Genomic DNA, 23,531 nt, shown 5'->3' with positions numbered 1-23,531 from the left:
TCTGTTTCCAGGGATCCCCTGTGACCTGAGCGTTCGCCGGCCCACCACAAAGCCCAGAGCCTCTGGAGGCCCCGCCTTGAGCGATCAGCCGTTCGCGCATCTGCACGTCCACACCGAGTACTCGATGCTGGACGGCGCCGCCCGGTTGAAGCAGATGTTCAAGGAGGTCGAGCGGCTGGGGCAGACCCACGTCGCGATGACCGACCACGGGAACATGTACGGCGCCGCCGAGTTCCACAAGCAGGCCACCGCGGCCGGGATCACCCCGGTGATCGGCATCGAGGCGTACGTCGCGCCCGAGTCCCGGTCCAACACCAAGCGCATCCTGTGGGGCCAGCCGCACCAGAAGAAGGACGACGTCTCCGCGTCCGGCGCCTACACCCACAAGACCATCTGGGCCCGCAACAAGGAGGGCCTGCACAACCTCTTCAAGCTGACCTCGCGCTCCTACGCCGAGGGCTGGCTCGTGAAGTGGCCCCGCATGGACAAGGAGCTGATCTCCGAGCTGTCCGGCGGCCTGATGGCCACCACCGGCTGCCCGTCCGGCGAGGTGCAGACCCGGCTGCGGCTCGGACAGTTCGACGAGGCGCTCAAGTCCGCGGCCGACTATCAGGAGATCTTCGGGAAGGAGAATTACTTCCTGGAGCTGATGGACCACGGCCTCGACATCGAGAAGCGCGTCCGTGACGGCCTCCTGGAGATCAGCAGGAAGCTGAACATCCCGCCGGTGGTCACCAACGACTCCCACTACACCACCGAGGCCGACGCCGGCGCGCACGACCTCCTGCTCTGCGTGCAGACCGGCAAGAACCTCTCCGACCCGGACCGCTTCCGCTTCGACGGCACCGGCTACTACATCAAGTCCGCGGCCGAGATGTACGCCCTGGACTCCTCGGACGCCTGGCAGGAGGGCTGCCGCAACAGCCAGCTCCTGGTCGCCTCGCGCGTCGACACCGAGGGCATGTTCACGTTCAAGAACCTCATGCCGCGCTTCCCGATCCCGGACGGCTTCGAGTCCGAGGCGGACTTCTTCAGGTCCAAGGTCTGGGAGGGCATGGACTGGCGCTTCCCGGGCGGGTACGACGAGGAGCACAAGAAGCTCGCCGAGTACGAGATGGACACCATCATCCAGATGGGGTTCCCGGCGTACTTCCTCGTGGTCGCCGACTTCATCATGTGGGCCAAGAGCCAGGGCATCGCGGTGGGCCCCGGCCGCGGTTCGGCGGCCGGTTCGCTGGTCGCCTACGCGATGGGCATCACCGACCTCGACCCCATCCCGCACGGCCTGATCTTCGAGCGCTTCCTCAACCCCGAGCGCATCTCCATGCCCGACGTCGACATCGACTTCGACGAGCGCCGGCGCGGTGACGTCATCCGCTACGTGACCGAGAAGTGGGGATCCGACAAGGTCGCCATGATCGTCACGTACGGCACCATCAAGGCGAAGGCCGCCATCAAGGACTCCTCGCGCGTCCTCGGCTACCCGTACGCGATGGGCGACCGGATCACCAAGGCGATGCCGCCGGACGTCATGGGCAAGGGCATCCCGCTGTCGGGAATCACGGATCCGAGCCACCCGCGGTACGGCGAGGCCGGCGAGATCCGCGGCCTGTACGAGACCGACCCGGACGTGAAGAAGGTCATCGACACCGCGCGCGGCATCGAGGGCCTGATCCGCCAGCCCGGCGTGCACGCGGCCGGCGTCATCATGTCCGCCGAGCCGCTGACCGACCACATCCCGGTCTGGACCCGGCACACCGACGGCGTCACCATCACGCAGTTCGACTACCCCACGTGCGAGGGCCTCGGCCTCCTCAAGATGGACTTCCTCGGCCTGCGCAACCTGACGATCATGGATGACGCCGTCAAGGCGATCGAGAAGAACAAGGGCGTCAAGATCAACCTGCTTGATCTGCCCCTGGACGACAAGCCGACCTACGAACTCCTCGCGCGCGGCGACACGCTGGGCGTCTTCCAGCTCGACGGCGGGCCGATGCGCTCGCTGCTGCGCCTGATGAAGCCCGACAACTTCGAAGACATCTCCGCCGTCCTCGCGCTCTACCGGCCGGGCCCGATGGGCGTCAACTCCCACACGAACTACGCCCTTCGCAAGAACGGGCAGCAGGAGATCACCCCGATCCACCCGGAGCTGGAGAAGCCCCTGGAGGAGGTGCTCCGGCCGACGTACGGCCTGATCGTCTACCAGGAGCAGGTGCAGAAGGCCGCGCAGATCCTCGCCGGGTACTCGCTCGGCCAGGCGGACCTGCTGCGCCGCGCGATGGGCAAGAAGAAGAAGGAGATCCTGGAGGCGGAGTTCGTTCCGTTCCAGAAGGGCTGCCGCGAGCGCGGCTACTCCGACGCGGCCATCCAGGCGGTGTGGGACGTCCTCGTCCCCTTCTCCGGCTACGCGTTCAACAAAGCCCACACCGCCGGGTACGGGCTGGTCTCGTACTGGACGGCCTACCTGAAGGCCAACTACCCGGCCGAGTACATGTCCGGCCTGCTGACCTCGGTGAAGGACGACAAGGACAAGTCCGCCGTCTACCTGAACGAGTGCCGCAAGATGGGCATCCAGGTGCTGCCGCCGGACGTCAACGAGTCGGACTCGGACTTCACGCCGCACGGCAGCGACACCGTCCGGTTCGGGCTGACCGCCATCCGCAACGTCGGCGGGCCGGTGGTCGACTCGATGATCCGCACCAGGAAGGCGAAGGGGAAGTTCGTCTCCTTCCCGGACTTCCTGGACAAGGTGGAGTCGGTGGTCTGCAACAAGCGGACCGTCGAATCGCTGATCAAGGCCGGCTCGTTCGACTCGCTCGGGCACACCCGCAAGGGCCTCAGCGCGCAGTTCGAGCCGATGATCGACAACGTCGTCGGAGTCAAGCGCAAGGAGGCCGAGGGGCAGTTCGACCTCTTCGGCGGCGACGCGACCGCGGACGAGCCGAGCTTCGGACTGGACGTCACCTTCTCCGACGAGGAGTGGGACAAGGCCTTCCTGCTCACCCAGGAACGGGAGATGCTCGGCCTGTACGTCTCCTCGCACCCGCTGCACGGCATCGAGCACGTGCTCGCCGACAAGGCGGACTGCGCGGTGGCGGACCTCGCGGAGCGGCCGGACGGGACGATCGTCACCATCGGCGGCATCATCTCGGGCCTCCAACGGAAGATGACCAAGCAGGGGAACGCGTGGGCGATCGCCACCGTCGAGGACCTGGCCGGCTCGATCGACTGCATGTTCTTCCCGGCGAGCTACCAGCTGGTCTCCTCCCAACTCGTCGAGGACGCCGTGGTGTTCGTGCGCGGAAAGCTGGACAAGCGGGAGGACGTGCCGCGGCTGATGGGGATGGAGCTGTCCGTCCCCGACCTGTCCAACGCGCACGCCGAGGCGCCGATCGTCATCAACATCCCGAGCGTGAAGGTGACGCCGCCGCTGGTGGCCCGGCTCGGTGAGGTGCTGAGCAGCCACCGGGGGACGACGGAGGTGCGGTTGCGGCTGGAGGGCACGCGGTCGACGACGGTGCTGCGGCTCGACCGGCACCGGGTGAAGTCGGATCCGGCGTTGTTCGGGGACCTGAAGCAGTTGCTGGGGCCGAGCTGCCTGGCGGGATGACGCAGGACGCAGCCGGTCTTCGAAGACCGGGGGCGGGTGGGTCGCCCACCGCTTCGCGCAGTTCCTGCCCCCGGCCCTCGGCCGGGGGTCCCCCCCCGCGTCCCTTTCGGGGCGCGGGGATTCGCGTGCCCGGGGGTTCACGAGGTCCCGCCGAGGCCCGGGGGAACCGAGGTGTGGAGGGCCGAGACGAAGGCGGAGATCGCCGGGTGGGAGCCGGCGCCGGCCCGGAAGGCGGCGCGGGTGCGGCGGTACATGGGCAGGCGGGTGAGGACGACGCCGGGCGGGGGCGCGGCGGTGCCCAGGTGGGGGACGAGGGCGACGCCCTGGCCGGCGGCCACCAGGGCCAGGACGGTCGTGAAGTCGTCGATCTGGTGCCGGACCCGCGGCGCGAAGCCGGCGGCCTCGCAGGCGCGGACGGCCATGCTGTGGCAGAGCGTGCCGCGCGGGGCCAGGATCCAGGGTGCTGAGCGCTGTTCGGCCACCGTGCCCGGGGTGCGCGCGGCCAGGTACATCGGCTCGGTGAACACCGGGCGGGTCACCGCGAGGCCGGGCTCGGGGTCGGCCGGGACGAGGTCGTACTCGTGCACCAGGGCGACGTCGAGCTCGCCCGCGCGCAGCGCCGCGCCGACGTCCGCCGGGTCGACCTCGGTGACCATCGGCTCCAGGCCCGGGTGCCAGCCGGCCAGTTCGGCGAGGACGGCCGGGATGATCGCGCGGGCCGCCGAGGGGTAGGTGCCGATCCGCAGCGGGCCGGCCAGGCCACGGCGGGCGTGGGCGAGTTCGGCGTCCGCCTGCTCCAGCCGGGCCAGCACCGCCTCGGCGTGCCGGACCAGGCCCAGCGCGGCCGGGGTGAGGGCGACCCGGCGGCCGGTGCGCTCCAGCAGCGGGACGCCGGCCTCCTTCTCCAGGACGGACAGCTGCTGGGACACCGCCGAAGGACTGAAGGAGAGCGCCTCGGCGACGGCGGCGATGGTGCCGAGGTGGGCCAGTTCACGCAGCAGGCGCAGGCGTCGGACGTCGAGCATCGGCTCAGCTTACGAGAAGCGTCGGAAATGTGAACTGGACCTGGGTGATCGGCGCGGCGGAGGATCGGTCGCATGGAACTCGCGGGTATCTACGTCCCCCTGATCACTCCCTTCGCCGCCGACGGCTCCGTCGCGCTGGACGCCCTGGAGAAGCTCGCGCACGAGGTGCTCGACGCCGGTGCGGCCGGGCTCGTCGCCCTCGGGACGACCGGTGAGCCCGCCGCGCTGAGCGCCGAGGAGCGGCGGGCGGTGATCGACGCGTGCGCCGCCGTGTGTGCCGGGCGCGGCGCGCAGCTGATCGTCGGCGCGCACGGCGGCGACACCCGGGCCACGGCGGAGGCGCTGGCCGAGCTCGGCGCCCGGGTGCCGCGCGCCGCGGCGGCGCTCGTCACCGTCCCGGCGTTCCTGCGGCCGGGCGAGGCGGGGACGGTGGCGCACTTCCGGGCGCTCGCGGAGGCGAGCCCGCTGCCGCTGGTCGTCTACCACATCCCGTACCGGACCGGGCAGCAGCTGTCGGCCGCCGCGCTGTGCGAAATCGCCGCGCTGGACGGCGTGGTGGGCGTCAAGTACGCGACCGGCGGGCTGGACCAGGCGGCGGTCGAGCTGCTCGCCGCCGGTCCCGAGGGGTTCGCGGTGCTCTCCGGGGAGGACGCCTTCGTCCCCGCGATGCTGGCCCTCGGCGCGGCCGGCGGCATCCTCGCCGCCGCCCACCTGGCGACCGGCCGCTTCGTCGAGCTGGCCGAGGCCTGGCGGGCCGGGGACGTGGACCGTGCGCGGGCGCTCGGGCACCGGCTGACCGGGCTGGCGCTGGCCGCCTTCGCCGAGCCGAACCCCACGGTGGTGAAGGGCGTCCTGCACGCGCAGGGCCGGATCCCCACCCCGGACGTGCGGCCGCCGCTGCTGCCGGCCGGGCGGGCGCAGGTGGACGCGGCGCTCGCCCTCGCAAGTGGTCTGGACCAGCAGGGCGGGTCCTAGCCCTCTCTCACACCGTGGAATACCAGGTCGCCCCCGCCGCGTGACAAGGCATGATGGGCAGAGTGCGGCTGTGAAAGCACCATGCAGAGGAGTCAGTCGGAATGAAGATCGGTATTGTCGGGGCCACCGGCCAGGTCGGCGGCGTGGTCCGCGAGATCCTGGCGGAGCGCGCAGGACTTCCTGGCGGAATCGGCCCGGTGGAGCAGCTGCGGCTGTTCGCCTCGGCCCGTTCGGCCGGCCGCACGCTGCCCTGGCAGGGCACCGAGGTCACCGTCGAGGACGCGGCCACGGCCGACTACACCGGCCTGGACATCGTGATCTTCTCGGCCGGCGGCAGCACCTCCAAGGCCCTCGCCCCCAAGGTCGCCGCGGCCGGCGCGGTCGTCATCGACAACTCCTCCGCCTGGCGCCGCGACCCCGAGGTCCCGCTGGTCGTCTCCGAGGTCAACCCGGAGGCCGTCGCGGACCGGCCCAAGGGCATCATCGCCAACCCGAACTGCACCACCATGGCCGCCATGCCCGTGCTGCGCCCGCTGCACGAGGAGGCCGGGCTCGCCGCCCTCGTCGTCTCCACCTACCAGGCCGTGTCCGGCAGCGGCGTCGCCGGCGTCGCCGAGCTGCAGGACCAGGCCGCCAAGGTCGTCGACGGCGCCTCGGCGCTCGCCCACGACGGCTCGGCCGTCGAGTTCCCCGAGCCCAAGGTCTACCAGCGGCCGATCGCCTTCAACGTGGTGCCGCTCGCCGGCTCCATCGTCGAGGACGGCTCCAACGAGACCGACGAGGAGCAGAAGCTCCGCCACGAGAGCCGCAAGATCCTCGGCATCCCCGGGCTCAAGGTGGCCGGCACCTGCGTGCGCGTCCCGGTCTTCTCCGGCCACTCGCTGCAGATCAACGCCCGCTTCGAGCGTCCGATCAGCCCCGAGCGGGCCGCCGAGCTGCTCGCCGCCGCCCCGGGCGTCGAGCTGTCCGACATCCCCACCCCGCTGCAGGCCGCCGGTCGGGACCCGAGCTACGTCGGCCGCATCCGGGCCGACGAGACGGTGGAGCACGGGCTGTCGCTGTTCGTCTCGAACGACAACCTGCGCAAGGGCGCCGCGCTCAACGCCGTGCAGCTGGCCGAGCTGGTCGCCGCCGAGCTGAAGGGCTGAGACCCCGAAAGCGCAGCCCGCGTGACGTTTGGCGGGCCCCGTCGTTGAACGGGGCCCGCCTTTGCTTTCCGTTGGGAGGGCTGTTGCGCGACCGCGACGTCCCCCGGGGTTCGCCGCGCGAACCAGGGGGAAAAGGTGAGCCAACGATCGGGCGGTCGCGGAAGCCCCCTCACCCACCGCGCCCGTTCCCCGGGCGGACCGCGCCCACCTGGCCTGACCCCGAGGGCGAGCGGAAAGAGGTGCGCGATGGATCGCTGTGTCGTTCTGGTGGATGCCGGATACCTGCTGGGCGCCGCCGCCAGCCTGCTCGCCGGCGACCCCTCCCGCTCCCGGGTCACCGTCGACCACACCGCGCTGATCACCGCGCTGCGCGAACGCGCCGAGGCCGAGACCGGGCTGCCGCTGCTGCGGATCTACTGGTTCGACGCCGCCCCCGACCGGCGCCCGATGCCCGAGCACCGGCGGCTGCGGGTCCTGCCCCGGGTGACCGTCCGACTCGGCGCCCTCACCCGTGCGGAGGGCCGCTGGGTGCAGAAGGGCGTGGACGCCGCCATGCACGCGGAGCTCTCCGAGCTCGCCCGCAACCGGGCCTGCGCCGACGTCGTGCTGATCACCGGCGACGGGGACCTCCTGCCCGGCATGATGTCCGCCAAGGAGCACGGCGTCGTCGTCCACCTGTGGGCCCTCCAGGCCGCCGACGGCGACTTCAACCAGTCCGAGGACCTCGTCGGCGAGGCGGACGAACGCCGGGTTCTCGACCGCGAGTGGATCGAGAACTCGTTCAGCCTCCGCGAGACCGCGAACGTCTTCCCCGCCCCCGGCCAGGGCCCCCGGCAGGAGATCGCCAAGATCCTCGCCGCGCCGCCCGCCGCACCCCCGGCCGCCGTGCCGCCCACCGTGCCCGTACCGGTCCGCCCGGCCGCCGGCGCGTCCGCGCCCGTCGCCCCCGCCGCCACGAACGGGCGGCCGCAGCCGGCCGCCGCGCTCAAGGTCGTGCCCACCCCCAAGGACCTCGCCGGGCGCACCGCCGCCGCGCCCGTGGCCACCGCGAACGGCAGCGCCGCCCACACCGGCCCGGTGCTGCGCTGGTCCTCCGACCGCGGCTGGGTCGACCGGCCCGCCCCCGAGCCCGCCGTCACCGCCGGCGACAGCCTGCCGACGCTCGCCCAGCTCACCACCGCCGAACAGCGCTGGGCCGACCGCGAGGAGGACATCACCTCCATCGGCGGCGACGCCCACGAGGTCGGGCAGGTCTTCGCCCGCCGCTGGAGCGAGCGCCTCGGCGACGTCGAGCGGCTCACCGTGCTGTGGCCCGACTACCCGCGCATCCCGCACCGCGTCGACGGCGAACTCCTGCGCTACGCGGCCCGGTTCGGGCTCCTCGCGCACAAGGACGACCAGATCGACGAGCACGACAGGTACGCGATCCGGGCCGGGTTCTGGAAGGAGCTCGCGTCCCGGGTGCCGGGCGGGTCGATGGTCGTGGACGACTGAGGGCACGGCAGGCGGGAGTCCCCAGGCAGGCCCGATGGGCCCCCTTGTCCGGTTCGCCCGTGTGAGCGCGTAAAGTCGTCCGTCGTGAACGAGACGGCGGCAGGGCGAGGACCCGGGGGCGGCCTGCCGTGCTGCGCCGTCCGCGACCTGGTGAAGACCTACCGCACCGGACGCGGCTCCACGGCCACCGGCATCCGGGCCAACGACGGGATCACGCTGACCGTCCGGCCGGGTGAGATCTTCGGCCTGCTCGGGCCCAACGGCGCCGGCAAGTCCACCCTCGTGCGCCAGCTCTGCGGGCTGCTGCGCCCCGACTCCGGCTCGATCGAGCTCTTCGGGCACGACGTCGTGCGCCACCCCGAGCTGGCCGCCCGCCTGCTCGGGTACCTCGGGCAGGAGTCCACCGCCCTCGACGAGCTGACCGTCGCGCTCGCCGCCGAGACCACCGGACGGCTGCGCGGGCTCAGCCGGGCGCAGGCCCGGGCCGAGGCCGGCGAGGTGCTGACCGAGCTGGGGCTGGAGCCGATCGCCGGCCGACCGCTCGCCAAGCTCTCCGGCGGGCAGCGCCGCCTCGCGTGCTTCGGCGCCGCGCTGGTGGGGGAGCGGCCGCTGCTCGTGCTCGACGAGCCCACCACCGGGATGGACCCCGTCGCCCGCCGCGCCGTCTGGGCCGCCGTCGACCGGCGCCGGGCCGAGCGCGGCACCACCGTGCTGCTCGTCACCCACAACGTCATCGAGGCGGAGACCGTCCTCGACCGGGTCGCCGTGGTCGACGAGGGACGCGTCATCGCCTGCGACACGCCGGGCGGGCTCAAGGCCCTCGTGGACGGCGACGTCCGGCTCGACCTGGTGTGGCGGGACGAGGCACCGGTCGGCGTGCCGGCCGTCGCCGAGCTCGCCGAACGGGCCGTGCGCACCGGCCGCCGCTGGACCGTGCGCACCAGCCCCGAGCAGGCCCGCGAACTCGTCGCCGCCGTCACCACCGGCCCGGCCTTCGCCGCCCTCGACGACTTCACCCTCGCCACGCCGAGCCTTGAGGACGCCTACCTCAAGCTGGGCGGCCGCCACGGAGGACTGGCCAAGTGACGCTGCTCTCGGTGCCGCCCCGGACCGCCGCCGACGCGGGCCCCGTGCCCGCCCCGCTCGCCCCGGCGGCGCGGCTGCTGCCCGCGCTCGCGGCCGTCTACCGGGCACAGCTCGCCCGCGCCCGGGTGGCGCGGATCCCGCTGCTGTTCGTGGCGACGTTCCAGTCCCTCGGCATCCTGGTGATGATGCGGGGCGTCGTGGACCCCGGACAGAACTCGGCGGCGCGGTCGGTGGTCGCCGGGTCCAGCGTGCTGGTGGTGGCGTTCGTCGCGCTCAACCTGCTCGCGCAGTACTTCGGGAAGCTGCGGGCCACCGGCGGCCTCGACCACTACGCGACGCTGCCGGTCCCGGCGGCCTCCGTGGTGCTGGGCGCGGCCGGGGCGTACGCGTCGTTCACGCTGCCCGGCACGGTGGTGACGGCGGCGGTGGGCGCGGTCATGTTCGGGCTGCCGCTCGGCCAGCTGTGGGTGCTGCTCGCGGTCGTGCCGCTCGCCGGGGCCGCGCTGTCCGGGCTCGGCGCGGCCTGCGGGCTGCTCGCGCCGCGGCAGGAGATCGCCACCATGCTCGGGCAGCTCGGGATGTCCGCGGCGCTGCTGCTCGGCGTCCTGCCGGTGGACCACCTGCCGCAGCCGGTGCTGTGGCTGCGCGACCTGCTGCCGTCCACGTACGGCGTGGAGGCCTTCGCCCGTACGTTCACGGCCGACCCGGACTGGGCGCTGGTCGCGGGTGACCTCGCGGTCTGCGCGGGAGTGGGCGTCGTGTCGCTGGCGATCGCCACCTGGGCGTACCGGCGGGCCGTCTCCCGGTAGGGCGCACGGCCGCGGCACCGGGTGGCGGTCCCTTCGGGGCGCGATCGTGAAACGATGGGGTCCGTGACCGTACCGAACACACCTCCGGATCCCACCCGCGACGACGTGCCCGCGGTGCCGGACACCAACCCGTTCGCGCCGCCGCAGACCCAGGACGCCGCCGGGCTGCCGCCGCTCCCGGAAGGGATCGGGGACGGCTCCGAGGCCGAGGGCTCGCCGGTGGAGCGGCTGATGTCGGAGCTGCGGATCGGTGCGGCGACGGTGGTCGTGTGCGCGGTCCTGGGGCTCGCCATGGCCGGGCTGTGGGCCTGGCTGGCGCCCAAGGTGCCGCTGGTCGTCGACGGGGACCGGATCCTGTACGCCGACCCCGAGGGCGAGCAGCGCGCCGGGGCCGACGCGGTGTTCGTGCTCGTCGGGCTCGGCATGGGGATCCTCACGGCGCTCGGGGCCTTCCTCGTCACGCGGCGCCGCGGCGGGGGCATCTCGGTCGCGGTGGGGCTGGCCGTCGGCGGGCTGCTCGGCTCGCTCGGCGCCTGGCGGCTCGGGCGGTCCTTCGGGCCCAGCCACGACCTGATCGGGGAGGCCCGGCGGGTCGGCAACGGCGGACGCTTCTACGCGGACATCGACCTGGGGGCGCACGGCGCCCTGCTGGCGTGGCCGATGGCGGCGATGGTGCTGCTGCTCCTGCTGTCGGCGGCGTTCGGCAAGCGCGAGGAGGACCCGCCGCCGTACTGGGCGGGGCCGTACGGGGCGGCTGCGCCGCAGGCTCCGGCGGACGGGCTTGCGGGGGAGGACGGGCACGGCGGGCAGGACGTGAAGGACGGGCTTGCGGGGGAGCAGGGCGGGGCTGACGGCCGCCGGCCGGGGCTCGGGTAGGCGTCTTCCGTTTCGCGCGGTTCCTTCCCCCCGGCCTCCGGCCGGGGGACCCCCAGCGCCCCTGGGCGAGTGCCCGACGTCGGGGAGACGAGGGGCGCTCGGGAAGCCCCTCAGCGGGCGATGGGGGCGGTTGTGGCCCTGGTCAGGGTGATCAGGTCGGTCGGCGCCAGTTCCACTTCCAGGCCCCTGCGGCCCGCCGACACGTAGATCGTCGGGTGCGTCATCGCGCCCTCGTCGACGACCGTCCGCAGCGGGCGGCGCTGGCCGAGCGGGGAGATGCCGCCGCGGACGTAGCCGCTGCTGCGTTCGGCGGCGGCCGGGTCGGCCATGGCGGCGCGCTTGCCGCCCACGGCGGCGGCCAGCGCCTTGAGGTCGAGCTGGCCGGCGACCGGGACCACGCCGACGGTCAGGACGCCGTCCACGTCGGCGACCAGGGTCTTGAAGACCCGTTCGGCGGGGACGCCCATGGCCTCGGCGGCCTCGCCGCCGTAGGAGGCGGCGGCCGGGTCGTGCTCGTAGGAGTGCACGGTGAACGGGACGGCGGCGGTCTCCAGGGCGACGGTGGCCGGGGTGCCCTGGCCGCCCTTCTTCGGCTTCCTGGCCACGGGAGCTCCTCGGGTCACACGGGGTTCGGCGGGGGTCAGTTGGGGCTGAAAGACTGGCGGGTCAGGTCCACCGCGGGCAGCGACGGCAGCCAGCTGAGCACGGCCGTCTCGCGGCGCAGCAGGTCGAGTTCGGTGCGCAGCCGCTGGGCGGTGTCGGGGCAGGCCAGCAGCTGCTGCTTGACCGGCGTCTCGAACACCGAGGCGGCGGCGACCAGGTAGGAGAGCACCTGCGGGTCGTCGGGGAGCTCCTGGTGGCCGACGGTGCTGGCCTCGCGGGCGCCGGCCAGCCGTTTCTGGTAGGCGCGGAACGCCCGCTCGACCTCGGCGGCGAGCGCGCCGGAGCCCTCGCCCGGCCGCTCCTCGATCGGCTCGATCTCACCGGTCAGGTACGGACCGGAGGCGTCCACGTCGCGCAGCAGGAACCGGGTGGTGCCGGTGACCAGGAGCTCGTAGCGGCCGTCGGGCTGGTCCTGGACGGAGGCGACGTCGGCGACGCAGCCGATGTGGTGGATCGCCTCCAGGGCGTCCCCGCTGAAGGTGCCGAGGCCGTCCAGCGGGCCCGCCGGGCCCTCGTCGGGGCGGACCGGGGCGACCTCACGGCCGTCCTTGATCGCGAGCACGCCGAAGCGGCGCGGCTCGTCCTCCGGCTGTTCGAGCAGGTCGGCGACGAGACGGCGGTAGCGCTCCTCGAAGACGTTCAGGGGCAGCACGAGGCCCGGGTAGAGCACGGTGTTCAGCGGGAAGAGCGGCAGCCGTTCTGTCACGGCCGACAGCGTAGTTCCCCAAGCCGGGGCCTTGTCGCGGGGTTTGTCGGCCTCACCCGCGCTGGAGCATCCGCGTGGCGCCCGCGACGACGGTGGAGGCGAGCAGCCAGCCGACCACCACGAGGCCGGCGGAGACCCACTGGGCGAGGCCGCCGGGGTTCCACGCGCCCTGGTTGAGGTCGACGATCGGCAGGAGCTGGTTGAGCGTGTACAGCACCGGGTTCCAGTTCGGGTGCTCGTCGGCCTTCAGCGGGTCGAGCGGGTGGGTGGCGAAGAACACGCTGCCGAGGGCCCAGGCGAGGAGCAGCCACAGGGCGGCGCGGCCGGGACGGAAGCCGTAGCCGACGCTGACGTCCTGGACGGTGCCCCAGATCCGGGCGGGCAGCGGGAGCGTCTCCCGGCGGCGGCGCTGCTTGGCGTAGAGCACCTCGCGGGCGTCGTCGTCGGCGCCGTCGCGGCGCATCGCGGCGGCGAGCTGCTCGTAGGACTCGGGCTGGAAGTCGACGGTGGAGCCCTCCAGCCAGGCGATGCGCTGCTGGACGGTGAACGGCGCGACCGGGCGCAGGACCTCGTAGGTGAAGCCGGTGAGGCCGAGGTGTTTGCCGAGCGGCCAGGCGTCCGGGGTGTCGACGAGGTTGCCGACCCGGGCGCGGGAGAGCGAGACCGGGCCGGTGGGCCGCATGCGGCAGGTGAAGCGCAGTTCGGGGGTGTGGATGCGGCGCAGCGAGAGCTCGTCGTCGCCCTCCAGGTGGAACTCGCCCGAGATCAGGCAGGCGCCGTCGAAGCGGGCGTCGGAGAGCCGCACCTGGCCGTAGGCGCGGAACGGGGTGCTGGGGGCGCCGGCCGGCGCGGTCTGGCCGTAGCCGGAGCCGTAGTAGCTGCGCGAGCCGAACCAGCCGCCGTCGGCGGAGCTGGTGAGGTAGGCGGTGTGGCCGACGGTGATCCGGACGGCGTTGAGGCAGATCCGGTTGTCGGGGACGGCGTGGAGCTGGGCGCCGCGCAGCGAGAGCCGGCCGCCGATGCGGGCGGTGCGCAGGCTGAGCTCGCCGTGGACCTCGATCCGGTCGGCCTCGAAGTCCTGGTGGACGGTCATGCCGTCGGCGGAGAGCGCGCGCCCGTAGCGGTCGGAGCCGAGGTGGGTCACGTTGAGCAGCAGGTCGGTGCCGATCTTGGCATCGGTGAGCCGGACGCCCTCCGGTATGCGGCAGCGCGCGAGGTGGAGGTCGCCGGTGGTGGCCAGCCGGGAGGCCTCCAGGCGGGGTATCAGGCAGTCGACCATCCGGACGGTGCTGGCCTCGGCCTCGGACATCAGGACCTTGTGCTCGAAGCGGCAGCCGTACAGCTCGACGTACTGGTTGATCCGGCCGCCGGCGAGGTTGAGCGCGCCGGTGACGTTGACGCCGTTCATCCGCAGGGAGGACACCCGGCCCGGGGCGGCGGTGGGGCCGGCCAGCAGCAGGCGGGCCAGGACCTCGGCGCGGACGGTGCGCTCGGAACCCCATTCGGCGCTGCCGTAGGGGTCGTCCTCGGCCGATTTCCGGGCACGGCGGTCGAAGACGTCCCCCTGGCGGAAGGCCTCCCAGAGCTCCTTTTCCGTGTCGGTCCAGTCCTCCGGCGCGCGCTCCACCATGCTTTCCCCCGTCCCCCCGGTCGTCTCGCCTTTCGTATCACGGAGTGAAATGCGGGACCAGTGGTTTCGGCCACTCCTTACACTGGGTGGCGTGATCTCTCGAATCGACCTCCGCGGCTCGCTGGACGACCCGCGTGACCTGCTGCCCCGTGCCGAGTTCGACGTGGCGGCCGCCCTGGAGAAGGTGCGGCCGATCGCCGAGGACGTGCACCATCGCGGGGTCGCGGCGCTGATCGAGATCACCGAGCGCTTCGACGGCGTCCGGCTGGAGTCGACCCGGGTCCCGGCCGAGCAGCTCACCGAGGCCCTGGAGACGCTGGACCCGAAGGTGCGCGCCGCGCTGGAGGAGTCGATCCGCCGCGCCCGGGCCGTGCATGCGGACCAGCGCCGCACCGGGCACACCACGCAGGTGGTGCCGGGCGGCACCGTCACCCAGCGCTGGGTGCCGGTGGACCGGGTCGGGCTGTACGTGCCGGGCGGGCTGGCGGTGTACCCGTCGTCCGTGGTGATGAACGTCGTGCCGGCCCAGGAGGCGGGCGTCCGGGGCATCGCCGTCACCTCGCCGCCGCAGAAGGAGTTCGGGGGGCGCGTGCACCCGACGATCCTGGCGGCCTGCGCGCTGCTCGGCGTGGACGAGGTGTACTCCGTGGGCGGCGCCCAGGCGGTCGCGATGTTCGCGCTCGGCACCGAGGAGTGCGCGCCGGTGAACATGGTCACCGGCCCGGGCAACATCTACGTCGCCGCCGCCAAGCGCTACTTCGCAGGCCGGATCGGCATCGACTCCGAGGCCGGCCCGACCGAGATCGCCGTCCTCGCGGACGACAGCGCGCTGCCGTCCGACGTCGCCGCCGACCTGATCAGCCAGGCCGAGCACGGCCCGACCTCCGGCTCGGTGCTGGTCACCGACTCGCCGGCGCTCGCCGACGCGGTCGAGGCCGAGCTGGCCGTGCAGGTCGCGCGGACCAAGCACGGCGAACGCGTCGCCGAGGCGCTCGGCGGCCGGCAGTCCGGCATCATCCTGGTCGACGACCTGGAGCAGGGCCTGACCGTCGTCAACGCCTACGCCGCCGAGCACCTGGAGATCCAGACCCGGGACGCGCACGCCGTGGCCGCGAAGGTCCGCAACGCGGGCGCGGTCTTCATCGGCCGCTGGACGCCCGTCTCGCTGGGCGACTACGCGGCCGGTTCCAACCACGTGCTGCCCACCGGCGGCTGCGCCTGCCACTCGTCCGGCCTGTCGGTGCAGACCTTCCTGCGCGGCGTCCAGGTCGTCGAGTACGACCGGGACGCGCTCGCGGACATCGCCGCGCACGTCGTCAACCTCGCCGACGCGGAAGACCTGCCGGGGCACGGGGACGCCATCAAGGCTCGTTTCGATTGGACGGTTCCCGGCTCGTGACGCGCACGACTCGTATCGACGACCTTCCCATCCGGGACGAGCTGCGGGGCCAGTCACCGTACGGCGCACCGCAGTTGGACGTGCCCGTGCAGCTCAACACCAACGAGAACCCCTACCCGCTGCCCGAGGAACTGGTGGCCCGGATCGCCGAGCGGGTCGCCGAGGCCGCCCGGGGCCTGAACCGCTACCCCGACCGCGACGCGGTCGAGCTGCGCGAGGGGCTCGCGGCCTACCTGAGCCGCACCACCGGCTTCCCGGTGGTGCGCGAGCAGGTCTGGGCCGCCAACGGCTCCAACGAGGTGCTCCAGCAGCTCCTCCAGACCTTCGGCGGCCCCGGCCGCCGCGCACTCGGCTTCGAGCCGTCCTACTCGATGCACGCCCTCATCTCGCGGGGCACCGGCACCGAGTGGATCTCCGGCCCGCGCAACGACGACTTCACCATCGACGTGGACGCGGCCGTCGCCGCGATCGCCGAGCACAGGCCCGACGTGGTCTTCGTCTGCTCGCCGAACAACCCCACGGGCACCGCGGTGGCCGCCGACGTCGTGCTGCGCCTGTACGAGGCCGCCCAGGCAGCCCGGCCCAGCCTGGTCGTCGTCGACGAGGCCTACGTCGAGTTCTCGCACCGCGCCTCGCTGCTGCCGCTCATCGAGGGCCGCCCCAACCTGGTGGTCAGCCGCACCATGTCCAAGGCCTTCGGCGCGGCCGGCCTGCGCCTCGGCTACCTGGCCGCCGACGCGGCCGTGGTGGACGCGGTCCAGCTGGTCCGCCTGCCCTACCACCTGTCGGCCGTCACCCAGGCCACCGCACTGGCCTGCCTGGAGCACACCGACACCCTGCTCGGGTACGTCGGGCGCCTCAAGGAGGAGCGCGACCGGCTGGTGGACTCGCTGCGCGGGCTCGGCCTGGAGGTGACCGACTCGGACGCCAACTTCGTCCAGTTCGGCCGCTTCGCCGACGCCCACGCCGTCTGGCAGGCCATCCTCGACCAGGGCGTCCTGGTCCGTGACAACGGCGTCCCGGGGTGGCTGCGCGTCACCGCCGGCACGCCGGCCGAGAACGACGCCTTCCTGGACGCCGTTCGCATCGCCCTCCCGTCTCCCACCCCCACCCTTGAACGAGCGCGCTCCGCGCGCGCTGCCAGTCAGGAGCTGTAACCCCGTATGTCCCGCATCGGACGCGTTGAGCGCACCACCAAGGAGACCTCGGTCCTGGTCGAGATCGACCTCGACGGCACCGGCAAGACCGACATCTCCACGGGCGTCGGGTTCTACGACCACATGCTCGACCAGCTCGGCCGCCACGGTCTGTTCGACCTCACCGTCAAGACCGACGGCGACCTGCACATCGACACCCACCACACCATCGAGGACACCGCCCTCGCGCTCGGCGCCGCCTTCAAGCAGGCGCTCGGCGACAAGGTCGGCATCTACCGCTTCGGCAACTGCACGGTGCCGCTGGACGAGTCGCTCGCCCAGGTCACCGTCGACCTCTCCGGCCGCCCCTACCTGGTGCACACCGAGCCGGAGCACATGGCGCCGATGATCGGCAGCTACGACACCACGATGACCCGGCACATCCTGGAGTCCTTCGTGGCCCAGGCGCAGATAGCCCTCCACGTCCACGTGCCGTACGGTCGCAACGCGCACCACATCGTCGAGTGCCAGTTCAAGGCGCTCGCACGGGCCCTGCGCTACGCCTCCGAGCGCGACCCGCGCGCGGCCGGCATCCTCCCCTCGACCAAGGGTGCACTGTGAGCAAGTCCGCCGTGGCTCTCCTCTTCGTCGGTCTCTTCCTGGCCGGCGGGGTGATCTCGTTCTGGAAGCAGAAACTGCCGAAGGGCGTCATCCTGGTGCTCGCGATCGGCTCCGTGATGTGCCTGGCCGCCGGCGCCATGCGCCTGTAGTGCGCGCGTACGCAGAGAGACTGGACACCTGAACATGGGCAAGAACGTCGTCGTCCTCGACTACGGATCGGGCAACCTGCGCTCCGCGCAGCGGGCCCTGGAGCGCACCGGCGCCAACGTCACCGTGACCTCCGACTTCGACACGGCGATGGCCGCGGACGGCCTGCTCGTCCCCGGCGTCGGCGCCTTCGAGGCGTGCATGCGCGGCCTCAAGTCGGTCCGCGGCGAGTGGATCATCGGCCGCCGGCTCGCCGGGGGCCGCCCGGTCATGGGCATCTGCGTCGGCATGCAGATCCTCTTCGAGAAGGGGGTCGAGCACGGCGTGGAGACGGCCGGCTGCGACGAGTGGCCGGGCACCGTCGAGCCGCTGGACGCCCCGGTCGTCCCGCACATGGGCTGGAACACCGTGGACGTGCCCGAGGGCAGCCGGATGTTCGCCGGCCTCGACCCGGAGACCCGCTTCTACTTCGTGCACTCCTACGGCGTGCGGCACTGGGAGCTGGAGACGCACAGCGCGCGGATCCACGCCCCGCTCGTCACCTGGGCCACCCACGGGCAGCCGTTCGTCGCGGCAGTCGAGAACGGGCCGCTGTGGGCCACCCAGTTCCACCCCGAGAAGTCCGGCGACGCCGGCGCCGCCCTCCTGACCAACTGGGTCAACACCCTCTGACCGTCTGAGAGTTGTTACTGATGAGCCTTGAGCTGCTGCCTGCCGTCGATGTCCGGGACGGCCAGGCCGTCCGTCTGGTCAAGGGCGCCTCCGGCACCGAGACTTCCTTCGGCGAGCCGCTCGCCGCCGCGCTCGCCTGGCAGAACGCCGGCGCCGAGTGGCTGCACCTGGTGGACCTGGATGCCGCTTTCGGGACCGGGAGCAACTACGAGCTGCTGCGCGAGGTCACCGGCCAGCTGGACATCAAGGTCGAGCTGTCCGGCGGCATCCGCGACGACGAGTCGCTCGCCCGGGCCCTCGCCACCGGCTGCACCCGCGTCAACCTCGGCACCGCCGCCCTGGAGGCCCCCGAGTGGGTCGCCAAGGCCATCGCCGAGCACGGCGACAAGATCGCCGTCGGCCTCGACGTCGTCGGCACCACCCTGCGCGGCCGCGGCTGGACCCGCGACGGCGGGCAGCTCTTCGACGTCCTGGACCGCCTGAACCAGGAGGGCTGCGCCCGCTACGTCGTCACCGACGTCAACCGCGACGGCACCCTCACCGGCCCCAACCTCCAGCTGCTGAGCGATGTCTGCGCCGCCACCGACCGCCCGGTCGTCGCCTCCGGCGGCGTCTCCTCGCTGGACGACCTGCGCGCCATCGCCGGCCTCGTCGGCGAGGGTGTCGAGGGCGCCATCGTGGGCAAGGCACTCTACGAGCAGAAGTTCACCCTCGAAGAGGCCCTGGCGGCGGTTTCGGGCTGACGTCGCCGATGACGGCCCGACGTCGGGCTGACGTCACCGATGACGGAAGAGACGGTTACAGGATGACGGAACGTCGGATCGTACGCGGCCGGGTCGCCGGATTCTCCCCCTGGGAGGACGAGTTCGGCTATTCCCGGGCGGTGGTCGCGGGCGACCACGTGCACGTGGCCGGCTCCACCGCCTGGGTGGACGGCCGGATCGAGCACGAGGGCGACCCGTACAGGCAGACGCTCGCCGCGTTCGGCGTCGGGCTCGAGGCCCTGGCCGCGTACGGTCTGACGGCGGACGACGTCGTCCGCACCCGGATGTACATCACCCACGTCCGCGACGCCGAGGAGGTGGGCCGCGCCCACCGTCAACTCTTCGACGACGCCCGCCCGGTGGCCACCATGGTGGTGGTCGAGGGCCTGATCGACTCCCGGATGATGGTCGAGGTCGAGATCGACGCGTACCGCACCGGGCTGGCAAAGACCCTGGAAGCCCCGGAAGGCAATCAGCCGTGACCCTTGCAGTACGTGTCATCCCCTGCCTGGACGTCGACGCCGGGCGGGTGGTCAAGGGCGTCAACTTCCAGAACCTGCGCGACGCCGGCGACCCGGTCGAGATGGCCAAGCTCTACGACGCCGAGGGCGCCGACGAGCTCACCTTCCTCGACATCACCGCCTCCTCCGGCGACCGCGAGACCACCTACGACGTGGTCCGCCGCACCGCCGAGCAGGTGTTCATCCCGCTCACCGTCGGTGGCGGCATCCGCGCCGTCGAGGACGTCGACAAGCTGCTGCGGGCCGGCGCCGACAAGGTGGGCGTCAACACCGCGGCCATCGCCCGGCCGGAGCTCGTGCGGGAGATCGCCCAGCGGTTCGGGCGGCAGGTGCTGGTGCTGTCGGTCGACGCCCGGCGCTGCCCTCCCGGTACCGAGACCGAATCCGGCTTCGAGGTCACCACGCACGGCGGGCGCCGCGGCACCGGCCTCGACGCGGTCGAATGGGCGGGCCGCGCGGCCGAGTTGGGCGCGGGAGAGATCCTGCTCAACTCGATGGACGCCGACGGCACCAAGGACGGCTACGACCTGGACATGATCCGGGCCGTGCGCAAGGCGGTCTCCGTGCCGGTGATCGCCTCCGGCGGCGCCGGCAAGCTCGCCGACTTCGCCCCGGCCGTCGAGGCGGGCGCGGACGCGGTGCTCGCGGCGAGCGTCTTCCACTTCGGGGACCTGCGGATCGGCGAGGTCAAGAACGCGCTGCGGGAGGCCGGGCACCCGGTGCGGTGACGCGTTCTTCACGCTGAGGAGGGCCCGCCGTTCCCGCGGGCCCTCCTTTCTCGCCGCTACTGCCGGGGCTCGCCCTTGATCAGCGCGAAGGGGGCGCCGTTCGGGTCCGCCAGCCACGCGAGCCGGCCGACGTTCTCCACGTCCGCGGCGGGCATCAGCACCGTGCCGCCGGCCGCCGTCGCCTTGGCGATCAGCGCGTCCACGTCGTCGGCGGCGAAGTACGGCGTCCAGGCGGACGGCTGGGCCGCGTCCATCACCGGGGCGATGCCGCCGAAGCTCGTCTCCTGCTGGTCGCCCTCGGCGGTCGAGACCACCCGGTAGTTCATGCCCGGGGACGGCTCGAAGTTCTCCACCCGCCAGCCGAACAGGGTCTGGTAGAACGCGAAGCCGGCGTCCTGGTCGGAGGTGTGCAGTTCGGACCAGCAGAGGGCGTTGTCCGTCGAGACGGCGTCCAGGCCCTTGGTGTTGCCGGCCTCCCACAGCGCGAACCGGGCTCCCTGCGGGTCGGCGACCTGGGCGAAGCGACCCTCGCCCATGACGTCCATCGGCGGGACGAGCACCGTGCCGCCGGCCTGCTCGGCGGTCTTGACGGCGGCGTCCAGGTCGGGGGTGTGGAAGTACGTCGTCCAGGTGGACCGGTCGCCCTCGTTGAGCGGGCCGACGGCGCCGACGGTCTTGCCGTCCAGCTGGAGGAACCCGTAGCCGCCCGTCTCCGGGCCGGCCGACTGGAACGTCCAGCCGAAGACCTTGTTGTAGAACTCGGCGGTGGCGGGGATGTCCGGAGCGCCGAGGTCGATCCAGCAGGGCGAGCCGGCGGGGAAGTCGGTGGTGAGCATGAGGTGGTGCCCCTTCGACGGAGAGCTGACCGGAGCGGTGTCCGACGGGCGCGCGCACGCCCCTCCCCGGCCACCTGAGAGTCTGCACCGGGCCACTGACATCCGCAGCCGGGGCGGGGTGGGGCGGGGCGGGCCGGTACCTCGAACGGGGCATCCCCGGACGGGCGGCCGGGGCGACGGCAAGCCTGGTCTCGTCGCGCGGGTGCTCTCGGGGGTTGCCCGCCGCGTGTCGGCGGGCAACCCCGCGGATCACCGGGTGCGCTACCGCGCAGGCAGCGGCAGGGCGTGGCGGAGGGCCTCGACGGCGTCCGAGGGGCCGTCGACGGTGAGGGTGGTGTGGGCGCCGCGGCCGTAGGTGAAGAGGATCAGGTCGGCCGGTTCGCCGGTGATGTGGACGACCGGGGTGCCGGTGGGGCCGGCGGTGATGGTGCGGCCGTCGGGGTGGTGGAGTTCGAGGCGGACGGGGGAGCGGCGGCCGGCTTCGAAGCGGGCGAGGAGGGGGAGGCGGCGCCACAGGGCCTCGGCGCGGCCGGGCGGGACGGGGTGGGGGGTCCAGTCGTCGGCTGCCCGCAGGACGTCCTCGGCGTGCACGAAGTACTCGACGGTGTTGGCAGCTTCGTCCGCGCCGGGGAGCGCGAAGAAGGAGAACACCGGCGGACCGGAGCGGAAGAGGCGGACCAACTCGTCGTACGGGCGCTCGGCGTAGGCCGACTGCACCCGGTGGGTCCAGCCCGCGAGGGCGCCGACACGGATGCCGGGGGCCGCGTCCGCCCGGCGTTCGCGGATCACCAGGTGGGCGGCGAGGTCGCGGGTGGTCCATCCGGCGCAGAGGGTGGGGGCGTCCGGCCCGGCGGCGGCCAGGAGTTCGGCGAGGCGGTGACGCTCGGCGAGGGCGTGGTTCGACATGGCGTCACCTTAGAACGTGTCGGGCTCAGCGGAGGTGGCCGGTGAGCTTGGGGCCGCCCTGGTGGTTGCTGACGGTCAGCGCACAGGTGTAGTCCCGCCAGCCCTGCTGGTAGTTGGCCATGGTCGGGCCGACCGGGCGGCCGTAGTAGGTGCGGTTGTCGCCCTGGCGGGCCTTGGCGGCGGTCTCGGCGGCCTTGCAGCCGTCGAGCATCGCGAGGTTGATCTTGAGGTCGCCGGTGAGGCCCTCGGGCAGCTTGAGGTCGGCGATCACCTCGCCGTCGTGTTCGCCGGTGCAGGGCCGTTCCTCGGACCGGACGATCGCCGGGCTGAGCTGCGGGTGGTCGAAGCAGGTGCCGACCGGGAAGAAGGCGTACGGCGGGGTCGGCGTCGGCGTGGGCGTGGGCGTCGGGCTGGGGGTCGGCGCCGGGGTGGCCGTGAGGGTGGGCGGGGGCGGCGCGGCGGCCGGCTTCCTGTCGTCGGGCCAGAGCACGACGGTGGCCACCACCGCGAGCAGCGCGACGAGGACGGCCGCGACGGTGAGGACCAGGCCGCGGGACGGGCGCGGGTCGGCGGCTGCGGGCGGCGGCTGCTCGGAGGTCATGGCCATGAGGATGGCCCAAACCGGTGCTCCGCGGCAGGTGGTTGGCCGAACTCGTCCCCCCATTGGGTAGGCTCCCGGGCGGCACGACACGATCCCGGGAGTTGGGAATGCGCGTCGGAATCACCGGCCACCAGGGCCTGTCGGGCGGCATCACGGAGATGCTGGTCCGCGGCGACCTCTGGCAGCTGGTCACCACCTTCGGCCCGTACGAGCTCGTCGGCGTCACCTGCGCCGACGACGGGCCGGACACCTGGTTCGCCCGGTCCGTCCTGGAACACGGCGGCAAGCTGGAGATCATCGTCCCCGCGAGCGCTCCGGTCGTCGGCCGGACCGGCGACCCCCACCGGGCCACCCGGCTGGAGCTGATGAACGAGGCGAACGCCGTCCACCGGCTGGCCCCGGCCGAGCGCGGGGGCCTCGGCGACGACACCGGGCGGGCGCTGGTCGGCATGATCGACGAGCTGATCGCCGTCTGGGACGGAGAGGCGTGGGACGGCGAGCCCGGCAACGGGCCGGCCCGGGTGGCCGCACTGGCGCAGGAAGCCGGGCTGTTCGTCCACCGGATCTGGCCCGCCGGCTGCGAGCGGCCCCGCTGACCCGCCCCGGCCGCGAGGCGGACGGCGCACAGCCCCGAGCCGAGGGGCGCGCCGGTGGCGAAAGCGACGAGCGCCGAGCGACCGACGGAGGAGGGAGCGCCGGAGCGAAGAGCGTCGGCACCGGATCCCGGCGCCCGGAGGCGAGCGGGCGAGTGGCTGCGCGCCCCGGCCGGGCTGACACAATGTCCCCATGTCCACCACACCCGCCGCCCCCGGCACCACCGCCCTGGACCCCGCGATCGCGGCCCGCCTCAAGCGCACCGAGGACGGCCTGCTGCCGGCCATCGCGCAGCAGTACGACACCGGCGAGGTGCTGATGCTCGGCTGGATGGACGACGAGGCGCTGCACCGCACGCTCACCACCGGCCGCTGCACCTACTGGAGCCGCAGCCGTCGCGAGTACTGGGTCAAGGGCGACACCTCCGGGCACGTCCAGGCGGTCAAGTCGGTGGCGCTCGACTGCGACGGCGACACCCTGCTGGTCAAGGTCGACCAGACCGGTGCCGCCTGCCACACCGGCGACCGCACCTGCTTCGACGCCGACGTGCTCCCGCTCGCCTGATCCCGTCCCCGAACCAGAAG

General features: G+C 72.9%; 24 protein-coding genes. 17 read left to right on the top strand and 7 right to left on the bottom strand.

Translation table 11 applies throughout. The annotated features are described in order from the left end of the window. Positions 1–76 precede the first annotated feature (76 nt). Positions 77–3,610 carry a DNA polymerase III subunit alpha gene (gene dnaE / locus AB0C76_RS11480; RefSeq protein ID WP_359963135.1) on the top strand — a complete coding sequence of 1,178 codons (3,534 nt, stop codon included), beginning with the start codon at positions 77–79 and terminating at the stop codon, positions 3,608–3,610. A gap of 137 nt (positions 3,611–3,747) precedes the next feature. On the opposite strand, the gene AB0C76_RS11475 is transcribed toward dnaE, so the two are convergent. Then, positions 3,748–4,635 (bottom strand): LysR substrate-binding domain-containing protein, encoded by an 888-nt coding sequence (locus AB0C76_RS11475; RefSeq protein ID WP_359963132.1) that lies wholly within the window; start codon positions 4,633–4,635, stop codon positions 3,748–3,750. A 72-nt stretch (positions 4,636–4,707) separates the two neighbouring features. On the opposite strand from AB0C76_RS11475, the gene AB0C76_RS11470 reads away from it, so the two are divergent. From AB0C76_RS11470 to AB0C76_RS11445, 6 genes are all read left to right on the top strand, one after another. Continuing rightward, on the top strand, positions 4,708–5,610 hold the full coding sequence (locus AB0C76_RS11470) for a dihydrodipicolinate synthase family protein (RefSeq protein WP_359963129.1): 903 nt from the start codon (positions 4,708–4,710) through the stop codon (positions 5,608–5,610). A 101-nt stretch (positions 5,611–5,711) separates the two neighbouring features. Continuing rightward, on the top strand, positions 5,712–6,758 hold the full coding sequence (locus AB0C76_RS11465) for an aspartate-semialdehyde dehydrogenase (RefSeq protein WP_359963126.1): 1,047 nt from the start codon (positions 5,712–5,714) through the stop codon (positions 6,756–6,758). Positions 6,759–7,004: 246 nt separating this feature from the next. Beyond that, positions 7,005–8,252, top strand: coding sequence for an NYN domain-containing protein (locus AB0C76_RS11460; protein ID WP_359963123.1), 1,248 nt, complete (start codon positions 7,005–7,007; stop codon positions 8,250–8,252). 84 nt (positions 8,253–8,336) lie between these two features. Continuing rightward, positions 8,337–9,338, top strand: a complete 1,002-nt coding sequence (locus AB0C76_RS11455; RefSeq protein WP_359963121.1) for an ABC transporter ATP-binding protein — start codon at positions 8,337–8,339, stop codon at positions 9,336–9,338. Next, positions 9,335–10,147 carry an ABC transporter permease gene (locus AB0C76_RS11450; RefSeq protein ID WP_359963118.1) on the top strand — a complete coding sequence of 271 codons (813 nt, stop codon included), beginning with the start codon at positions 9,335–9,337 and terminating at the stop codon, positions 10,145–10,147. The genes AB0C76_RS11455 and AB0C76_RS11450 overlap by 4 nt, the downstream gene beginning before the upstream one ends. A 63-nt stretch (positions 10,148–10,210) precedes the next feature. Continuing rightward, a complete protein-coding gene (locus tag AB0C76_RS11445; RefSeq protein ID WP_359963115.1) occupies positions 10,211–11,023 on the top strand; it encodes a hypothetical protein in 813 nt (270 codons plus the stop codon). Positions 11,024–11,133: 110 nt separating this feature from the next. Here the strand turns inward: AB0C76_RS11445 and ybaK are convergent, their stop codons facing one another. Genes ybaK through AB0C76_RS11430 form a run of 3 tightly spaced genes read right to left on the bottom strand, consistent with a single transcriptional unit; the run spans position 11,134 to position 14,022 of the window. Beyond that, positions 11,134–11,628 (bottom strand): Cys-tRNA(Pro) deacylase, encoded by a 495-nt coding sequence (gene ybaK, locus AB0C76_RS11440; RefSeq protein WP_359963112.1) that lies wholly within the window; start codon positions 11,626–11,628, stop codon positions 11,134–11,136. 35 nt (positions 11,629–11,663) lie between these two features. Then, positions 11,664–12,392: an LON peptidase substrate-binding domain-containing protein gene (locus tag AB0C76_RS11435; protein ID WP_359963109.1), complete on the bottom strand. Its 729-nt coding sequence runs from the start codon at positions 12,390–12,392 to the stop codon at positions 11,664–11,666. A 52-nt stretch (positions 12,393–12,444) separates the two neighbouring features. Then, positions 12,445–14,022, bottom strand: a complete 1,578-nt coding sequence (locus AB0C76_RS11430) for an oxidoreductase (protein WP_359963106.1) — start codon at positions 14,020–14,022, stop codon at positions 12,445–12,447. 91 nt (positions 14,023–14,113) lie between these two features. Between AB0C76_RS11430 and hisD the strand changes: the two genes are divergently transcribed. The 8 genes from hisD (at position 14,114) to hisF (ending at position 20,010) form a co-directional block, all read left to right on the top strand. Further along, positions 14,114–15,421, top strand: coding sequence for a histidinol dehydrogenase (hisD, locus tag AB0C76_RS11425; RefSeq protein ID WP_359963103.1), 1,308 nt, complete (start codon positions 14,114–14,116; stop codon positions 15,419–15,421). Next, the gene (locus AB0C76_RS11420; protein WP_359963101.1) at positions 15,418–16,578 is read left to right on the top strand and encodes a histidinol-phosphate transaminase; all 1,161 of its coding nucleotides are present in this window, start codon (positions 15,418–15,420) and stop codon (positions 16,576–16,578) included. Before hisD ends, AB0C76_RS11420 begins: the two co-directional genes overlap by 4 nt. A 6-nt stretch (positions 16,579–16,584) precedes the next feature. Beyond that, positions 16,585–17,178, top strand: a complete 594-nt coding sequence (gene hisB / locus AB0C76_RS11415; protein ID WP_359963098.1) for an imidazoleglycerol-phosphate dehydratase HisB — start codon at positions 16,585–16,587, stop codon at positions 17,176–17,178. Further along, positions 17,175–17,327 (top strand): hypothetical protein, encoded by a 153-nt coding sequence (locus tag AB0C76_RS11410; protein ID WP_359963095.1) that lies wholly within the window; start codon positions 17,175–17,177, stop codon positions 17,325–17,327. The genes hisB and AB0C76_RS11410 overlap by 4 nt, the downstream gene beginning before the upstream one ends. A gap of 34 nt (positions 17,328–17,361) precedes the next feature. Continuing rightward, positions 17,362–17,997: an imidazole glycerol phosphate synthase subunit HisH gene (gene hisH / locus AB0C76_RS11405; protein WP_359963092.1), complete on the top strand. Its 636-nt coding sequence runs from the start codon at positions 17,362–17,364 to the stop codon at positions 17,995–17,997. Between the two features lie 17 nt (positions 17,998–18,014). Continuing rightward, positions 18,015–18,740: a bifunctional 1-(5-phosphoribosyl)-5-((5-phosphoribosylamino)methylideneamino)imidazole-4-carboxamide isomerase/phosphoribosylanthranilate isomerase PriA gene (gene priA, locus AB0C76_RS11400; RefSeq protein WP_359963195.1), complete on the top strand. Its 726-nt coding sequence runs from the start codon at positions 18,015–18,017 to the stop codon at positions 18,738–18,740. Positions 18,741–18,802: 62 nt separating this feature from the next. Beyond that, positions 18,803–19,243, top strand: coding sequence for a RidA family protein (locus tag AB0C76_RS11395; RefSeq protein WP_359963089.1), 441 nt, complete (start codon positions 18,803–18,805; stop codon positions 19,241–19,243). Further along, positions 19,240–20,010 (top strand): imidazole glycerol phosphate synthase subunit HisF, encoded by a 771-nt coding sequence (gene hisF / locus AB0C76_RS11390; RefSeq protein ID WP_359963086.1) that lies wholly within the window; start codon positions 19,240–19,242, stop codon positions 20,008–20,010. The genes AB0C76_RS11395 and hisF overlap by 4 nt, the downstream gene beginning before the upstream one ends. Positions 20,011–20,066: 56 nt before the next feature. On the opposite strand, the gene AB0C76_RS11385 is transcribed toward hisF, so the two are convergent. The 3 genes from AB0C76_RS11385 to AB0C76_RS11375 form a co-directional block, all read right to left on the bottom strand. Beyond that, the gene (locus AB0C76_RS11385) at positions 20,067–20,846 is read right to left on the bottom strand and encodes a VOC family protein (RefSeq protein ID WP_359963083.1); all 780 of its coding nucleotides are present in this window, start codon (positions 20,844–20,846) and stop codon (positions 20,067–20,069) included. 261 nt (positions 20,847–21,107) lie between these two features. Continuing rightward, on the bottom strand, positions 21,108–21,752 hold the full coding sequence (locus tag AB0C76_RS11380) for a TIGR03085 family metal-binding protein (protein WP_359963080.1): 645 nt from the start codon (positions 21,750–21,752) through the stop codon (positions 21,108–21,110). Between the two features lie 25 nt (positions 21,753–21,777). Beyond that, entirely contained in the window at positions 21,778–22,353 is a 576-nt protein-coding gene (locus tag AB0C76_RS11375) for a hypothetical protein (RefSeq protein ID WP_359963077.1), read from the bottom strand. A 107-nt stretch (positions 22,354–22,460) separates the two neighbouring features. Here AB0C76_RS11375 and AB0C76_RS11370 point away from each other — a divergent pair, with 107 nt between their 5' ends. Next, entirely contained in the window at positions 22,461–22,949 is a 489-nt protein-coding gene (locus tag AB0C76_RS11370; protein WP_359963074.1) for a hypothetical protein, read from the top strand. A 190-nt stretch (positions 22,950–23,139) separates the two neighbouring features. After that, on the top strand, positions 23,140–23,511 hold the full coding sequence (gene hisI, locus AB0C76_RS11365) for a phosphoribosyl-AMP cyclohydrolase (protein WP_350741272.1): 372 nt from the start codon (positions 23,140–23,142) through the stop codon (positions 23,509–23,511). Positions 23,512–23,531: the final 20 nt, after the last annotated feature.

Source organism: Kitasatospora sp. NPDC048722 (genome assembly GCF_040650235.1).
Lineage (GTDB): Bacteria > Actinomycetota > Actinomycetes > Streptomycetales > Streptomycetaceae > Kitasatospora.
The sequence above is the reverse complement of the archived record's forward strand: the minus strand, read 5'-3'. Positions and strand labels throughout refer to the sequence as shown.

What these genes read in the sequence shown, in the direction of transcription:
- AB0C76_RS11380 (WP_359963080.1), bottom strand. Translation starts at nt 21,752, where the DNA reads ATGTCGAACCACGCCCTCGCCGAGCGTCACCGCCTCGCCGAACTCCTG.
- AB0C76_RS11395 (WP_359963089.1), top strand. Translation starts at nt 18,803, where the DNA reads ATGACGGAACGTCGGATCGTACGCGGCCGGGTCGCCGGATTCTCCCCC.
- AB0C76_RS11385 (WP_359963083.1), bottom strand. Translation starts at nt 20,846, where the DNA reads ATGCTCACCACCGACTTCCCCGCCGGCTCGCCCTGCTGGATCGACCTC.
- hisH (WP_359963092.1), top strand. Translation starts at nt 17,362, where the DNA reads ATGGGCAAGAACGTCGTCGTCCTCGACTACGGATCGGGCAACCTGCGC.
- AB0C76_RS11475 (WP_359963132.1), bottom strand. Translation starts at nt 4,635, where the DNA reads ATGCTCGACGTCCGACGCCTGCGCCTGCTGCGTGAACTGGCCCACCTC.
- AB0C76_RS11465 (WP_359963126.1), top strand. Translation starts at nt 5,712, where the DNA reads ATGAAGATCGGTATTGTCGGGGCCACCGGCCAGGTCGGCGGCGTGGTC.
- AB0C76_RS11470 (WP_359963129.1), top strand. Translation starts at nt 4,708, where the DNA reads ATGGAACTCGCGGGTATCTACGTCCCCCTGATCACTCCCTTCGCCGCC.
- hisI (WP_350741272.1), top strand. Translation starts at nt 23,140, where the DNA reads ATGTCCACCACACCCGCCGCCCCCGGCACCACCGCCCTGGACCCCGCG.
- AB0C76_RS11370 (WP_359963074.1), top strand. Translation starts at nt 22,461, where the DNA reads ATGCGCGTCGGAATCACCGGCCACCAGGGCCTGTCGGGCGGCATCACG.
- hisB (WP_359963098.1), top strand. Translation starts at nt 16,585, where the DNA reads ATGTCCCGCATCGGACGCGTTGAGCGCACCACCAAGGAGACCTCGGTC.
- AB0C76_RS11375 (WP_359963077.1), bottom strand. Translation starts at nt 22,353, where the DNA reads ATGACCTCCGAGCAGCCGCCGCCCGCAGCCGCCGACCCGCGCCCGTCC.
- AB0C76_RS11430 (WP_359963106.1), bottom strand. Translation starts at nt 14,022, where the DNA reads ATGGTGGAGCGCGCGCCGGAGGACTGGACCGACACGGAAAAGGAGCTC.
- AB0C76_RS11460 (WP_359963123.1), top strand. Translation starts at nt 7,005, where the DNA reads ATGGATCGCTGTGTCGTTCTGGTGGATGCCGGATACCTGCTGGGCGCC.